Source organism: Saccharomonospora cyanea NA-134, assembly GCF_000244975.1.
In the GTDB taxonomy this organism is placed as follows: Bacteria; Actinomycetota; Actinomycetes; order Mycobacteriales; family Pseudonocardiaceae; genus Saccharomonospora; species Saccharomonospora cyanea.
On sequence record NZ_CM001440.1, the window covers coordinates 3,269,008 to 3,283,561 of the forward strand.

Sequence of the window (14,554 nt, forward strand, 5' to 3'; positions counted from 1 at the left end):
TCAGTCCACCCGGTGCAGCTTGTCCGGGTGGTGCACGGCCGTCTTGCCTGACTTCTCGCTGCGCACCAGGTACTGCGGGTGTTCCTTCGACGCCCTGACCGTGCGTCCGCCCGCCTCGGTGTCGGAGGTGATCTTCTCCTCGACGGTGCCGACCGAGCTCTGGTTGCCCGCCTCCCACCGCACGCGATCGCCCTTTGCGAACTCCGCCATGGCCGGTCCTCCCTTCACTGCTCCCACGGAAAAGGCGTACCCACCACGAGGGCCGGGTCACGGGAAGGCCTGTCCCGCTTCGACGAGAGCCTGGTCGATGAACTCCGCGGCCGAGGTGTCGTCGCCGCGGTCCAGCCATGCCTGGGTGCCGACCCGGAGGGCGGCGAGGAAGCAGGCGGCGACCACCCTGACCCGGGTGACCGACCGGCTCTCCTCCGGCGTCCTCCGCGCGATCTCCACTGCGAGGGTGCGTTCGAAGGAGGCGTAGGTGGCGACCTGTTCGGCCAGCAGCGCCGGATGCGACCGGATCACCCGCGCCCGGGTGAGCCAGTCGGGGGAGTCGCTTCGGTCGCGTCGCCGTTGCCGGAGTTCGCGCAGCACAGTCGCGGTCCCCTCGCGCAGGGCCGTCCACGCGGATTCCTCGTCCGGGCGTGCGGCCACGGCGTCGAGCAGCGCGTAGAGGCGCATGCTGTCGCCGTGCAGCATGGCCTCCTCCTTGCTGGCGAAGTAGTTCGAGAACGTGCGCCGTGAAACGCCTGCCGCGTCCGCGATGGCCTCCACCGTGACGGTGTCGTAGCCGTGCTCCACGGACAGCCGCATCGCCGACTCGTGCAGCGCCAGTTTCGTGGCGATCTTCTTCCGTTCCCGCAACCCGAGCGCTGTCTCCACGTCCGCGATGGTAGGCCGACACGTGACATGATTCTCAACGCGCAAACTTGCACAGTGGGCAAGTTCACGAGGATAGTTGCCTATGGCAACGATGTCTGCTGTCTCGATTGCCGCCCGATCCCACCCCACACCGACAGCCCGGAGGCTGCGTGAGTTCCTCGACCCTGCCCACCCCGCGTGAAACCGACCGCGCGAGCGTGCTGCGGCCGCTGTTCGGCCTGCTGCTCGTGCTGTTCGTCGCGATGATCAGCTCCACCGTCGTGTCCGTCGCACTGCCGAAGATCATCGGCTCGCTGAACGGCAGCCAGACCCAGTACACGTGGGTCGTCACAGCGACTCTGCTGGTGGCCACGGCGTCGACCCCGATCTGGGGGAAGCTCGCCGACCTCTACGACAAGAAGACCCTCGTCCAGATCGCGATCGGCATCTTCCTCGTCGGTTCACTGCTCAGCGGATTCGCCCAGGACGCGGGACAGCTGATCGCCGCCCGCGCGTTCCAGGGCCTCGGCGTCGGTGGGCTCCAGGCGCTCGTGCAGACGATCATCGCCGCGATGATCCCGCCGAAGGACCGCGGCCGCTACAACGGCCTGCTCGGCGCCGTCATGGCGGTCGCCACCGTGAGCGGCCCGCTGCTCGGCGGTGTCATCACCGAGACCTCGTGGCTCGGGTGGCGCTGGTGCTTCTTCGTCGGCATTCCGTTCGCCGTCGTGGCCCTCGGCGTGCTGCAGCGCTCACTGCACCTGCCCGCCGTACGGGGACGCGCCGAGGTGCAGGTCGACTACGTCGGCGCCGCCCTGCTCGCGACCGGGGTCAGCGCGCTGCTGATCTGGGTGAGCTTCGTGGACTCGTCGTTCGCGTGGCTGTCGTGGCAGACCGCGGCCATGGTCGGCCCCTCGGTGCTCATCCTCGGCATCGCCGTGTGGTGGGAGTCGCGCGTGGCCGAGCCCGTGCTGCCGCTGTCGGTGATCAAGCAGAAGGGCCCGGCACTGGCGATCCTGGCGAGTCTCGCGGTCGGCATGGCGATGTTCGGCGGCGCGGTGTTCCTCGGCCAGTACTTCCAGGTCAGCCGCGGGTACAACCCGACGGAAGCCGGGCTGCTGATGATCCCGATGATGCTCGGGACGCTCGTCTCGTCCACGGTGTCGGGCCAGATCGTCAGCCGCACCGGCAAGCTCAAGGCGCAGATCGTCGCGGGCACGGTGGTCCTGGTCGCGGGCTTCGGCGTGCTGTCGACGCTCGACCGCGACACGCCGCTGCTCGTCGTCTTCGCGGGGCTGGCCGCCGTCGGCGTCGGCGTCGGCATGTCGATGCAGAACCTCGTGCTCGCCGTGCAGAACACGGTGTCGCTGCGCGACGTCGGTGCCGCGAGCGCGTCGATCACGTTCTTCCGGTCGCTGGGCGGCACCATCGGCATCTCGGTGCTGGGAGCCGTGCTCGCCAACCGGGTCAACGACAGCGTCGCGGAAGGCCTTCGGGAGGCCGGTGTTCCCGCCTCCGCGTCGGGCGGGACGAGCAACCTCAACCTGGAGGCGCTGCCCGAGCCGATCCGCGGGATCGTCGAGCTGGCCTACGGCGACGCCACGGGGCACATCTTCCTGCTCTCCACGGCCATCGCGGTGGTGGGTGTCGTCGCGGCGCTGCTGCTCAAGCCCGCACCGCTGCGCACGACCCTGGACGTGGAGCCGGCCGAGAAGGACGACGCCCGCTCCTGACGGCAGAACTCACGCCGCAGACTCACGTCACGGGCGTGGTCGGGGTGAGGCGGGGCAGGTGCACGACGGCGTCCAGGCTGTCGGCGAGCGGCCCCGCCTCGACGCGGAAGTCCTGGTCGCGGCCGGGGTCGTAGACCGGTCCGATCATGCGCGTACGCAGCGGGCGCCGCAGCCACCGCGCCACGGTGTCGGGAGCGTGTTCGGCCGCCCGGTGCAGGTCGAGCAGGAGTCCCTCGTCTCCTCCGGCGGGAAGCCCCTCGAACACCGACTCCAGGAAGTCCGGCTGCGGGGCGGGCACCGGGAACGGCGCCGCTCCGCAGCCCGTGGTGAACGCCGCGACGGCGTAACCGGGGCCGAGCCGGGCGCGCAGAGCTCCGCCCGCGCTGCGGCCGACGTGGTTGGGCGGGATTCGGCGCGGGTCGCCCACGACGAGGTGGGCGATGCCGCCCCAGTGGACGATCCGCTGCCCCGTCTCGGCCCGCCACGTCAGCACGGTGTCGGCGAGTGCGGCTTCGATCCCGGCGAGCGAGTCGCCCTCGATCGGTCTCTGGACGGACACCAGGGACACGGGGTCGTCGGGGTGACTGCGGTTCCAGGACCGGATTCCGCGCAGCACGTCCTCCGCGTCGGTGGTGCGCAGGAACGACTGGCTCGCCCGCACGAGTGCCCGCAGGTCCCCCTCCCCCGTGCGCACGTACCGGTCGAGCGCGGGGCCCGTTTCCTCGGTGCCCTCGATGAACACGGCGCGGAACCCGGCCTCCGCCACGAGACCGCGGAGGAGCACCCCGGTGGCGAGCACGGACTCCCGCGCCGAACGGACGGCCGAGGCGAGACCGACGACCTCGGCACGTGCCAACACCTCCGGCACGGCCACCGTCGCCTCACCCGTGAGCGGGAACGGGCGGACGTTCGCCGCCAACCACGACCTCAACCCCAGCTCTTCCACACCCGTACCCCTCATTCGCTTCCTGCCCACGGCGTTGTCCCTGGAGGACGCTACGAGCTCCAGCACGCTCGAGGTCAAGGCGAAACCGGGTCACGGCGTTCACCGCTGAAGTCCCAGCCACCCGGGTGAGGTGGCCTTCCGCGCCATCGAGGTACTTGCCGGTCAGCCACCCCTCGGCGAGGGGCCCCACGCGACCATCGCGAGGTCATGGGCCCCACGCGGACCAGTCCGAGACACCTACGTGCAGTACCTTGCCCGCCCGGATCTGATCGTCCAGCGCGCGCATCAGCTCCGGCAACGGGCTCAGGATGTCGCGGGCGTGCACCCAGAGCACGTCGATGTAGTCGGTGTCCAAGCGGCGCAGGCACCGCAGGGAAACTCCGCCAACTGCCTCGACACGCCCGACCACGCCCGAGCCGTCGCGGGACTCGCCAGGATCCCACCACTCCTACCACCAAGATCAGTTCAGGGATGGCTTCCGAGAGTTGTTTTCCGGCACCTGCGGCAGGCCCTATGGAAGCCCGTGCGCCCACGAGCATGCCGAGTCCGTTGCCCGATACTGCGCGTTGGTCCCCGCCAGCGAACCCGGCTGGTCGAGATCGCCCGCAACCTCACCGACCGGATTGCCGAGGCCCGTGCCAACGGCTGGCTCGGCGAAGTGCAAGGGCTTCAGGTCGGCCTGGACGCCGCCCGTAAGAAGCTCGTCTCACTGGATCGGCTGCACGCAACAACACCCGCACCGGGCCAGGGAGCATCGGCATGCCGATCACCGCCGGATGAACCTGTTCGGCCTCGTTCTTCCGCCGGTGCCGGCGCCGCCGTAGACGTCGGCGGTGTCGATGATGTCGATGATGTCGTCGAGGGCGCGGTGGACGATGCGCACACGGTCGTCGGCATCGGGGTTGCCGTGGGGTCCGAACAACATCGTGCCCAGGGCGTAGGCGCTGACCTGGATGCCGGTCCGGCCGGGCGGGCGAGTTTGCACGGATCCTCCTGCGAGGACGAAAGGAGTGCGGCCGCGACCGGCCGCACTCCTTTCGGGACGGTCAGGCCTGGGTGTGGTCGGCAGCGACGTCTACGATCCAGGTGACGCCGAAGCGGTCGGCGAGCATCCCGAAGGCGGGCGCCCACTGCGCGGGGCCGAACTCTTCGATCACGGTCGCGCCCTCGGCGAGACCCTCCCACACGGGGGTGACCTCGTCGATGCTCTCGCCGCGGACGGAGAGGAAGAACGGCTCCTCGGTGATCGTGGTGCCGTTCTCACGACGCGTGGTGGGCGCGCCCGGAGCGGTCGGCGTGTGCTCGCCGGGCACGTCGTAGGCCATGACCCGGAAGCCGTTGTCGGCCACGACTTGGCCGAACACGACGTGGGCGGCGCCGGGAAGCTCGGCGGGCATCCCGAAGTCGGCGTAGGTGGCGACGGTGAGCTGCCCGCCGAACACCGACTGGTAGAACTCCAGGGCTTCGCGGGCTTGGCCGTGGAAGTTCAGATGGGCGACGGCGTTGAGCGACATGGTGTTCCGGTCCTTCTCGATTGGTTTCCTGGTGCCGGAGGTTTCCGGCGACAGGAACGACGATGTCGGCAGTACCGGTCAGAGAACGTCCGCTACTTGGGGCAAGGTGAAAACCATGCCGATCGCCTCCTCGACGACGACCTCCAGCCGACTGCTGTCGCTGTTGTCGCTGCTGCAGGCCCGCCGGGACTGGCCGGGCGGCCTGCTCGCCGAGCGGCTCGGCGTCAGCGAGCGGACCGTGCGCCGCGACGTCGACCGGCTGCGCGAGCTGGGTTACCCCGTCCAGGCGGTCAAGGGCCCTGACGGCGGCTACCGGCTCGAAGCGGGCAGTCGGATGCCGCCACTGCTGTTCGACGAGGAGCAGGCGGTCGCGCTGGCCGTGGCGCTGCGGATCGCCGTCGGGACGGGCGCGGGCATCGAAGAGGCGGCCGCGCGGGCTCTGACCACAGTGCGGCAGGTGCTCCCGTCGCGGTTGCGGCAGCGTGTCGACGCCCTTGAGATCAGCGCGACCGGACACAGCACCGATCCCTCTGTCGACACCGCCATCCTGCTCACGCTGAGCGCCGCGGTCCGAGCGCGCGAGGAGGTGCGGTTCGACTACCGCTCACCGGGACGACCCGAGGACGCCGAGCCGCTCCCGCCCCGTCGGGTGCAGCCCCACCACCTGGTGGCGCGGGCCGGACGCTGGTACGTCGTCGGCTGGGACCCCGACCACGCCGACTGGCGGACCTTTCGCGCCGACCGGATGACACCACGGGTCCCCAACGGCCCGCGATTCACGCCCCGGGAAGTGCCGGGCGGCGACGTAGCCACATTCCTGTCGGCCCGGTTCAAAGGCTCCGAAGGTACGGACGCCTGGCCCTGTCGCGGCGAAGTGATCCTCGACCTGCCCGCAACGGAGGTGGCCCCGTTCGCCGGCGACGGCGTCGTCGAGGAACTCCGCACCGCCCGGACCAGGCTGACGGCGGGATCCTGGTCCTGGGCCGCCCTCGCGGCGGCGTTGGCTCGCTTCGACACCGAAATCGAGGTGGTCGGACCGCCGGAGCTGCGAACGGCGTTCGCGGAGCTGTCCCGTCGCTCCAAGCGCGCCGCGGGAACCGGGTAGGGCGGCAACCACCCGGTGGTACTGCGGCTTTGGCAGCGCCAAGATGGTTGTGGCGGGGAGAAGTAGGCCGGATTTCGCGCGATGAAGTCTCCATAGAGCAGCCGCTGGGCGGAGCGTGGGTAGGGCAGGTCGCAAAGGCCGTGCTGAACGGTCTCCAGGATCTCCAGGACGTACTCGCCGACCAGTTGCACCACGAACGGCACCACCCACGGCTCGTCGGAACCGGCGACTTGCTCCAGGTGGCGCTGGCGGACCAACCCGTCGCTGTGCCGCGAGTACAGGCAGTACAGGATCACCCGCTGCGGGGCTGTGAGCGAGCGCACCGCGTCGACGGGCGGCTCGTCCTGGTAGATCCGATACGGGATCGCGACGACCTCACCGGCCACGTCCACCAGGAACGGCAACACGGGCGGGAGCCGCGTCTCCGGCATGACCGCCAAGACCGCACGAACCTCATCAGCAAGGTTCCGCGGGAACGCACCCACCGGGTCGTCGTCGGCCACTGCCGTGATCAGAGGCTCCCGCACGGCGGGAGCATAGGGGGATCCGCCTACACCCATCCACCAATCCGTGGCACGCAGGCTGGTGGTCCTGTCCATGCCCAACTGACCATTACGGGACAGCCCGTACACAAGGGCACCGATGTGTTCGCCGTCCAAGCACCCGAACTTCCCGACGTACTGCGCCGGCGACTCGCCCGCGGCGACAGCCACGAAGCCCACGCTGGTTTCAGTCCCCTTCGAGACGCAGTTCAGATCCTTCTTGAGCTTCACAACATCGCGCCAGTCCGAGCACCTCTCCCAGGAGGTCCTTGAGTTCCGGGTCTTCGCTTCGGACTGATTCAGCCTCCACCTCGGAAACAAACTGGTTCGTCTCTTGCCGGGTCAGGACCAGTGTTCCGTAGGGATCCGCACGGCTCAACATCGGAAGACTGCTCGATACACAGAGACGCGCAAACCTGTCCTGTGTGTCCAGGACCACAGCTACCTGACGAGCATGTCGCCGCTTCGGACTGGTCCCCTTCCTCTCTACGCGTACGAGGACCACGTCCACACCCATGAAGTCACTCCTCAATCCACCACGTCCTTGGAGACATCACGTACATGAATGGATGTCATGCACCCATCATGGGACCAGAGTGAGCATCTGCTGGCACTTCCCCTTTGTGCCCCTCGTGCACCTGTCCAGCACGATTGCCGAACCACATAGACATAGAGCTGCGACGCGCTCCGGACCAAGAGCGAGAGCTGACTTCGTGGCCGGTGTCTCATCGGCTACGCTGCGTCGGATCCATGAGCTCGCTGGGGGGTGCTGTGCGGCCGCTGACCGACGACGACCCTGCCCGCGTTGGCGACTACACGCTGCTGGGCCGCCTGGGTTCGGGGGCGATGGGCACCGTCTACCTGGGCCGGTCCCGCGGCGGGCGGCGGGTCGCCGTCAAGCTCGTGTCCGCGGGCCTCGCCGAGGAGTCCTCCTTCCGCGACCGGTTCCGCCACGAGGTGGCGAACATGCGCAGGGTCGGCGGTTTCTGGACCGCCGGTGTCGTCGACGCCGACCCCGACGCGCCCCGCCCGTGGGTGGCCACCGAGTACATCGACGGGCCCACACTCGCCCAGTACGTGCAGGACAAGGGGCCGCTGCCCGAGGACGAGGTGTTCGCGCTGGGGGCCGCGCTCGCCGAAGCACTCGTCTCCGTGCACGAGGCGGGCGTGGTGCATCGCGACCTCAAACCCGGCAACATCCTCATCTCCGGCGACGGGCCCAGAGTCATCGACTTCGGCATCTCCCGCGTCCTCGACCAGACCACCCTCACGGCCACCGGGGTCGCCATCGGGACCCCGGGGTTCATGTCACCCGAACAGGTCGAAGCAGGCGAGGTCGGACCCGCGAGCGACGTGTTCTCGTTCGCCGGAGTGCTCGTCTACGCCGCCACCGGCAGCGGACCCTTCAAGGCAGGGTCGCTGCCCTCCGTCCTCTACGCCGTCGCCCACGGCCAACCCCGCCTCGACGACGTTCCAGCCCGCCTGCGCGCGGTGCTCGAACCCTGCTTCGCCAAAGACCCCGCCGGGCGTCCCACCGCGGCACGACTACTCGAATCGCTCACCCCCGACCACGGTCCGGCCACCACCGTCGCGACCACGGTACCGGCCGCCGAGGCCACTCGACCCGTGCAGCAACCCTCTCCCGCCCCGACCGCGGTGGTTGCGGAGGAGGAAGAGCCGACCCGCCACGCCGGCCAAGCGACCTCTCCCCGCTCCCCCACACGCCACTCCGCCCGGGAACGAGGGCAGGCGGCTGCCCAACGGGGTCGCCCTCGGCGCCGCGCTCGCGGGTGTGCTCGGCTACGTCGGTGCCCGCCTGCTCAACCAGGCCATCGAGGCGCCGGTGCCACTGGACACGCTGGGCCTCACCGAGATCGTGCCGCTGGTGCTGACGGCGCTGGTCGTGTTGCTCCGGCCGTTCCGCACCGAGCGGACCCGGTTCTGGGGCGCGTTCACGCTCGGTGTCCTCCTTCCGGCCGTCATCACGGCGCGCTGGGTGCCGTACGACAACCTGCTCTCGCCTCCGGACACCGTGCTCGTCTTCTGCGGCCACGCACTGGCGCCGCTGGCGCTGCTCGCCGTCGCCGACATCGCCATCGCACGGCACACCACGGGGGAACCACTGGGCGGGACGGCGCAGTTCGCGCTTCCACTGGCGACCTGGGTCGCCGGCTTCCACATCCAGTTGGAGACCGAGGTCTCCGCCTCCGGCACGAGCCTGATCTTCCTTACGCCGATCACGGCCGTGCTGCTGTTCGTACTGCTGTCGTCGGTGTCCGGGCGGGACCTGCTCGACCGGTTCGGTCTCGTGATCGGCATCGGGGCCAGCGTGTTGCCGGTGGCGCTCTACCTGCTCCTGGGCGCCCCACTGAACGAACCGCTGGTCTACCTGCAGGGGTTGCCCGTCGCTACGTTCGCGATCCCGTTCGTCCTGGTGCGGCGCTTCACCGCGCGCCGCACCGCCCGCCGTACCGCGCCGCGTGTGGACACCCGCGACCTCCTGCGGTGAGCGGCACGGTCGCGCCTGTCAGCGGCCGAGGTGCTCGCGCACCCTCGTGGCGACCTCGGTCACCGGAACGCGGCTCTGGTCGCCGCTGGCCATGTCACGCACGGTGACCTCGCCTTCGGCCTGCTCCTCGGGCCCGTGGATGAGCACGACGCGCGCCCGCTGGTCGTTGGCCCACTTGAGCTGCTTGCCCAGCTTTCCCGACGTGCCCAGGTAGACGCCGGCGCGCAGGCCCTGACCGCGCAGGTCGGCGGCCATGCGCATCACGATGTCCTCCGCGCCGAGTACGGTCAACGCGACGTCGAGCCCGCCGGTCGCCTCCGCGTCGGCGGCCTGGATGGCGAGGATGCGTTCGAGGCCGATGGAACCACCGCACGCGGGCAGGTCCGGCCCGCCCAGCTTGGCCACCAACCCGTCGTAGCGGCCGCCCGAGGCGATGGAACCCGGGTATCCGGTGGCCACCACCTCGAAGATCGGTCCGGTGTAGTAGTCGAGGCCGCGCACCATGCGCGGTGTGAAGACCACTCGGCCGTCCGGCAGGCCGGACGTCAGCTCCAGCAGCCGGTCGATCTCCGCCAGTCCCTCGCGCCCGCGCTCGGTGGTGTCGAGCTGCTTGCGCACGCGGTCGGTGTCGGCGGCGGTCACGTCGCCCACCAGCTCCTCGGCGACGCGGGCCTCCAGGCCCCGGTCGACGAGCTCGGCCACCACCGCGTCGGCGGCGAGCTTGTCCAGCTTGTCCAGCGTGCCGAGCACGGCCGTGCCGCGTTCCTCGGCGATGCCGTACGCCTCCAGCAGGCCGTGCAGCGCCTTGCGGCTGTTCACCAGCACCCGGAAGTCGGTCACGCCCAGCGCCGCCAGGCTGTCGTGGATCGCCCACAGGATCTCGGCGTCCGCCAGCGGCGAGGCCGAGCCCACCGTGTCGATGTCGCACTGGGTGAACTCCCGGAACCGGCCCTTCGCGGGCCGGTCGGCCCGCCACACCGGACCGATCGCGTACCGCTTGTACGGCGAGGGCAACTGGCTGCCGTAGGTGCCGACGACCCTGGCCAGCGGCACGGTGTGGTCGTAGCGCAACGCGAGGTCGGCCTCACCTGTCGCCTCGTGCACCCCGCGCTTGAGGATCTTGAAGATGAGCGCGCTGGCCTCGTCGCCGAGCTTGCCCGCGAAGACCTCGAGCCGCTCGAACGCCGGAGTCTCCAGCGGGTCGAACCCGTAATGCTCGAACACGCCCGACACCGTGTCGAACGCGGCCTTGCGGCGACGTACGTCGTCCGCGAGGAAGTCCCGGGTGCCTGAGGGTGGCTCGGCGGCCTTCGCCATGGTTGTCGTTTCCTCCGCTGTCGTCGACTCGGCGCCCATTGTCCCGCGTCGGCCGCCGCACGGCGCGCCACCCCTGGGGTGAGCACCCACCCGATCCCGAGCGTATAGGTCGTTATACATACTTTGCGGCAACGGAGCGGTCGGCCACCGCCGCTAGCGAGAGCCCTGGACACCCTCCGGACGCGAGACGGCCGACCGCACGGGTGACACCCGAACGCGGTCGGCCGCGGACCCGGCATGACCGGGTTTCAGACGTTGCGTCCGCTCAGCATGTCCCTCACCCGGTCGACCAACCCGGCACCGGGGTCGAGGATGCGGTTGGCGGGAGGAGTGTCCGGCGCCGACGGGTGCGGGCGCGTGGGCGCGGTGCGCTTCGCCATGACCACCTTCTCTCCCAGGTCGCGCAACTCCTGCTCGTCACAGGCGGCCCGCAGCTTGGGCAGGAGGTCCTTCTCCTCGTCCTCGATGTGGTGCCGGATCGAGTCGATGAGCTGGCGCACGAGACCGTCGAACTCCCGGTCGGTGGCCTCCATGCCCTCCAGCCGCTTCATGATCCGCTCCGCTTCGGAGTGCTCCTCGATCTCGTGGTCGGCGATCTCGTCACCGTTCTGCAGGCGACGGCGCGCGGCGGGGTACATGTGCTGTTCCTCCGCGACCGAGTGCCGCACGAGTTCGGCGATCACGTGGTCGACCAGCTGCTTGCGGCGCTGCGGCTCGACACCGGGCTCTTCGAGCTGGGCGAACACCTGTTCCACCTCGCGGTGGTCCTGAATGATCACATCGATCAGGTTCTGTTCCGAGGTACTCGTCATCGTGGTGGGATCCCTTCGGCGTCACGGTCAGCGTTCAGCCGCGTACTACCCACGTCCGGCATCCGACAAACAGCGCGCCGTGCTCAGCGGCCGAAGCCCGCCGTCAGTCCACTGACGAGCTGCCGCCTGCCGAGGATGTACAGCGCGAGCACCGGCAACGTCGAGAGCACCACGGCCGCGAGCACGGCCGGGATGTTCACCGTGAACTGCCCCTGGAAGCTCCACAACGCCAACGGCAGCACCCGCTGGTCGGGACTCTGCGTGAGGATCAGCGGGAACAAAAAGCCGTTCCACACCTGCAGCGCGTCGTACACCGCCACGGTGACCACCGCGGGACGGGTGAGCGGCAGCACCAGGCTCCACACCATCCGCCAGTGTCCCGCACCGTCGAGCCGCATCGACTCGAACAGCTCACTCGGAACGTCACGCAGGAAGTTCGCGAGGATCACCACGGTCAGCGGGATCGCGAACGCCGCCGACGGCAGAATGATCGCCAGCAGGGTGTCGTAGAGCCGGGCCTGGGTGATGAGGTAGTAGACGGGAATGATCGTGGCCTGCAACGGGATGGCGAGCCCGAGCAGGAACGACCGGTACGTCAGCCGCGCCAGCCGGCCGTCGGCGCGCACCACGTAGTACGCGGCGAGCAACGACACGCCGACGGTGATGGCCACGGTCGCCAGCGTCACCACCACGCTGTTGCCGAGGTAGCGGAGGAAGTCGTTCTCCAGCACCAGCCGGTAGCTGTCGAGTGTGGGGTCGTCCGGCGGGGCCAGCGGGTTGGCCGAGAAGAACCCCTCCTGATCGCGCAGGCTGGTGATCACGACGTAGTACACCGGAACGAGCACCAGGAGCAGCCACGCGAACCCGGCGAGTCCACCCAGGACGTTGGGCCTGCTGTGGGCCCTGCTGCGAACGCCGGCCGCCATCACGCGCCCTCCAACTGGCTACCACGACGGAAGTTCGCCCAGCGGGACAGTCCGAGAGCGAGGGTGAGGCCGGTGACGACGAGCAGGACGGCGAGTGTGCTGGCCTTGCCCATCTCGTCACTGGAGAACCCGGTGAGGTACATGTGCAGGGGCAGTATTCGCGTCGCCTCACCGGGCCCGCCCCCCGTCAACACGAACACGAGGTCGAAGTACGTCAGCGAACCCACCGTCATCAACGTGGACGACGTGATGATCGTGTAGCGGAGCTGCGGCAGCGTGATGTGGAAGAACTGCCGGAATGTCCCGGCGCCGTCGAGCTGAGCCGCCTCGTACAGCGACGCCGGGATCTGCCGCACCCCCGCCTGGTAGAGGAGGGTGTGGAACGGCACGAACTGCCACGCGACGACGAACACCACGACGTACAGCGCCAGATCCGAGTCTCCGAGCCAGTCCTGGGCGAGTGAGGTGGCACCGAACGCGAGACTCATCCCGAAGTTGGGGTCGAGCAGCGCCTTGAAGGCGATGGCGATGGCCGCCGACGACAGCAGCATCGGCAGGAAGTACAGCACCCCCAGCAGCGCCCGGTAACGGCCACGCCCGGCCACGAAGACGCCGAGCAGCAGCGAGATCGGTGTCTGCACCAACCAGCTGAACACCATCACCTGGACGGAGAGCCAGATCGCGTTCAGTGTGGACGGATCGGTGAGCACGTCCGACCAGTTGGCCGACCCCGCCCACGTCATCTCCGAGATGCCGTCCCAGTGCACGAGGCTGAGCACCACCACCCCGGCCAGGGGCACCAGCGCGAACACGCCGAAGAACACCAGCGCGGGCGCCGCCATGACCGCGGACGGCCCGCTGCGGCGGGCGCCCGTACCGGCACCGGACACACGTGAATCGGCCACTGTCGTCACTTCTGTTCGATCGTGGAGTCCATGGCGGTGCAGAACCGCTCCGGGGACAACTGCCCGGTGAACAACTGCTCCAGGTTCGTCAACAGCGCGTCCGCCTGCTTCGACGACAGCGCCTGGTCCCAGGAGAGCTCGAAGTTGGGCGCCTCGGCCGCCAGCTCGTAGACGAACGAGAGGTAGTCGGGGGCGTCCGTGGTGGACAGCCTGCTGTCGACGCCCTTCAGCGGTGGCACGGACCCGTTCTCCAGAAGCGTGTCGACGTAGCCGTCGTTCATGAGCCCGTCGGTGAGGTACGCGGCCACCGCCTCCTTCTCCTTCGGGGAGGCGTCGGCGCTGACCGCCCAGTAGTTCGCCGGGTTGCCGACGATGTTGGCGGGATCGCCCTCACCGCCGTCCACCGAGGGGAAGGTCGTGTAACCGAGGTGGCCGTCGGCGATGAACTGCGGTGCGGAGTCCTTGATGCTCGGGTAGGCCCACGACCCCATGAGGTACATGGCGGCCTTGTCGGTGTAGAGCAGGGCGGCGTCGGCGCCGCTGTCGGCCGCGATCGAGTTGTAGCCCTTGACGAACCCGCCCGCGTCGACGAGTTCCCGGATCATCTCCCCCGCCCGCCGCACGGCCGGATGCGACCACGCGCCGGGCTCGTTCGCCACGATGGCGTCGAACACCTCGGGGCCGCCGATCCGGTCGACCAGGTACTCCAGCCACATCAGTTGTGGCCACCTGCTCTGCCCACCGATCGCGAACGGCGCGATGCCCTCTTCCTGGAAGCGCGGGACGAGGTCCATGAGTTCGTCCCACGTGCGCGGAGGCTCGGCACCGACCCGGTCGAACAGCTTCTTGTTGTAGTACAGCAGCACCGGCTGCATGCCGTTGTTCGGCAGCGCGTAGGTCTCGCCGTCGACGACACCGGTGTCGAGCACCGAGGGCAGGAACCGGTCGGTGAGCTCGGTCTCGTCCTCGACCAGCTCCGAGATCGGGACGACCTTGCCCGCCTCGACCCAGTCGCGCAGGGTTCCGCCACCCCAACCGAAGATCAGCGTCGGCGCGCCACCGGCGCCGATGGAGGTGCGGATCTTCTGTTTGTAGGCGTCGTTGGCGAAGAACTCCGCGTTGATCGCGCGGTCGGGGCTGCCGCTGTTCCACGACTCGAAGGAGCTGCGGATGGTCTGCTCGTCCCCGCCCGTGAGAGCCCAGGCGTTCGCACCCGATCCCCCGCCCGGCCCGCTCGTGCCGCACGCGGCGGACAGGGTCAGCACCGCCGCCGCTCCCACCGCGAGCAGTCCCGTACGTCTCGTACCCAGTGCCATGACGCGCCTTCCTCGTCGAAGGGTCCGAAAGTTTTCGGAAAACACTATGGTGTGGATACGCACCCTAGAAG

Annotated in this window: 14 protein-coding genes and 1 pseudogene; 4 read left to right on the top strand and 11 right to left on the bottom strand. The window is 69.3% G+C overall.

From position 1 onward, the window contains the following. A complete protein-coding gene (locus tag SACCYDRAFT_RS15290; protein ID WP_005457440.1) occupies window positions 1-210 on the bottom strand; it encodes a hypervirulence associated TUDOR domain-containing protein in 210 nt (69 codons plus the stop codon). Window positions 211-267: 57 nt separating this feature from the next. Beyond that, window positions 268-879 carry a TetR/AcrR family transcriptional regulator gene (locus SACCYDRAFT_RS15295; protein WP_005457442.1) on the bottom strand — a complete coding sequence of 204 codons (612 nt, stop codon included), beginning with the start codon at window positions 877-879 and terminating at the stop codon, window positions 268-270. 149 nt (window positions 880-1,028) lie between these two features. On the opposite strand from SACCYDRAFT_RS15295, the gene SACCYDRAFT_RS15300 reads away from it, so the two are divergent. Next, window positions 1,029-2,591: an MDR family MFS transporter gene (locus SACCYDRAFT_RS15300; RefSeq protein WP_005457444.1), complete on the top strand. Its 1,563-nt coding sequence runs from the start codon at window positions 1,029-1,031 to the stop codon at window positions 2,589-2,591. 22 nt (window positions 2,592-2,613) lie between these two features. On the opposite strand, the gene SACCYDRAFT_RS15305 is transcribed toward SACCYDRAFT_RS15300, so the two are convergent. From SACCYDRAFT_RS15305 to SACCYDRAFT_RS15315, 4 genes are all read right to left on the bottom strand, one after another. Then, window positions 2,614-3,567 (bottom strand): erythromycin esterase family protein, encoded by a 954-nt coding sequence (locus tag SACCYDRAFT_RS15305; protein WP_232283685.1) that lies wholly within the window; start codon window positions 3,565-3,567, stop codon window positions 2,614-2,616. Window positions 3,568-3,742: 175 nt separating this feature from the next. After that, window positions 3,743-3,946: an aldo/keto reductase gene (locus SACCYDRAFT_RS25940; protein ID WP_083844765.1), complete on the bottom strand. Its 204-nt coding sequence runs from the start codon at window positions 3,944-3,946 to the stop codon at window positions 3,743-3,745. A gap of 357 nt (window positions 3,947-4,303) precedes the next feature. Beyond that, complete coding sequence (locus SACCYDRAFT_RS15310; RefSeq protein WP_043536528.1) at window positions 4,304-4,522, bottom strand: aldo/keto reductase; 219 nt, start codon at window positions 4,520-4,522, stop codon at window positions 4,304-4,306. A gap of 61 nt (window positions 4,523-4,583) precedes the next feature. Next, a complete protein-coding gene (locus SACCYDRAFT_RS15315) occupies window positions 4,584-5,051 on the bottom strand; it encodes a VOC family protein (RefSeq protein WP_005457448.1) in 468 nt (155 codons plus the stop codon). A 115-nt stretch (window positions 5,052-5,166) separates the two neighbouring features. Between SACCYDRAFT_RS15315 and SACCYDRAFT_RS15320 the strand changes: the two genes are divergently transcribed. From SACCYDRAFT_RS15320 to SACCYDRAFT_RS26955, 3 genes and pseudogenes are all read left to right on the top strand, one after another. Continuing rightward, a complete protein-coding gene (locus SACCYDRAFT_RS15320) occupies window positions 5,167-6,156 on the top strand; it encodes a helix-turn-helix transcriptional regulator (protein WP_005457450.1) in 990 nt (329 codons plus the stop codon). A 1,388-nt stretch (window positions 6,157-7,544) separates the two neighbouring features. Beyond that, a pseudogene (locus tag SACCYDRAFT_RS26950) lies at window positions 7,545-8,198 on the top strand (serine/threonine-protein kinase); the annotation flags it as partial. A gap of 160 nt (window positions 8,199-8,358) precedes the next feature. Then, entirely contained in the window at window positions 8,359-9,207 is an 849-nt protein-coding gene (locus SACCYDRAFT_RS26955) for a hypothetical protein (protein WP_232283687.1), read from the top strand. Between the two features lie 18 nt (window positions 9,208-9,225). On the opposite strand, the gene hisS is transcribed toward SACCYDRAFT_RS26955, so the two are convergent. The 5 genes from hisS to SACCYDRAFT_RS15360 form a co-directional block, all read right to left on the bottom strand. Beyond that, a complete protein-coding gene (gene hisS, locus SACCYDRAFT_RS15340) occupies window positions 9,226-10,524 on the bottom strand; it encodes a histidine--tRNA ligase (RefSeq protein ID WP_005457456.1) in 1,299 nt (432 codons plus the stop codon). A gap of 248 nt (window positions 10,525-10,772) precedes the next feature. Beyond that, window positions 10,773-11,336, bottom strand: coding sequence for a hemerythrin domain-containing protein (locus tag SACCYDRAFT_RS15345; protein WP_005457457.1), 564 nt, complete (start codon window positions 11,334-11,336; stop codon window positions 10,773-10,775). 83 nt (window positions 11,337-11,419) lie between these two features. Continuing rightward, complete coding sequence (locus SACCYDRAFT_RS15350) at window positions 11,420-12,262, bottom strand: carbohydrate ABC transporter permease (protein ID WP_005457458.1); 843 nt, start codon at window positions 12,260-12,262, stop codon at window positions 11,420-11,422. Then, a complete protein-coding gene (locus SACCYDRAFT_RS15355) occupies window positions 12,262-13,176 on the bottom strand; it encodes a carbohydrate ABC transporter permease (protein WP_043536532.1) in 915 nt (304 codons plus the stop codon). Before SACCYDRAFT_RS15355 ends, SACCYDRAFT_RS15350 begins: the two co-directional genes overlap by 1 nt. Beyond that, entirely contained in the window at window positions 13,173-14,483 is a 1,311-nt protein-coding gene (locus SACCYDRAFT_RS15360) for an ABC transporter substrate-binding protein (RefSeq protein WP_005457461.1), read from the bottom strand. Before SACCYDRAFT_RS15360 ends, SACCYDRAFT_RS15355 begins: the two co-directional genes overlap by 4 nt. Window positions 14,484-14,554 lie beyond the last annotated feature (71 nt).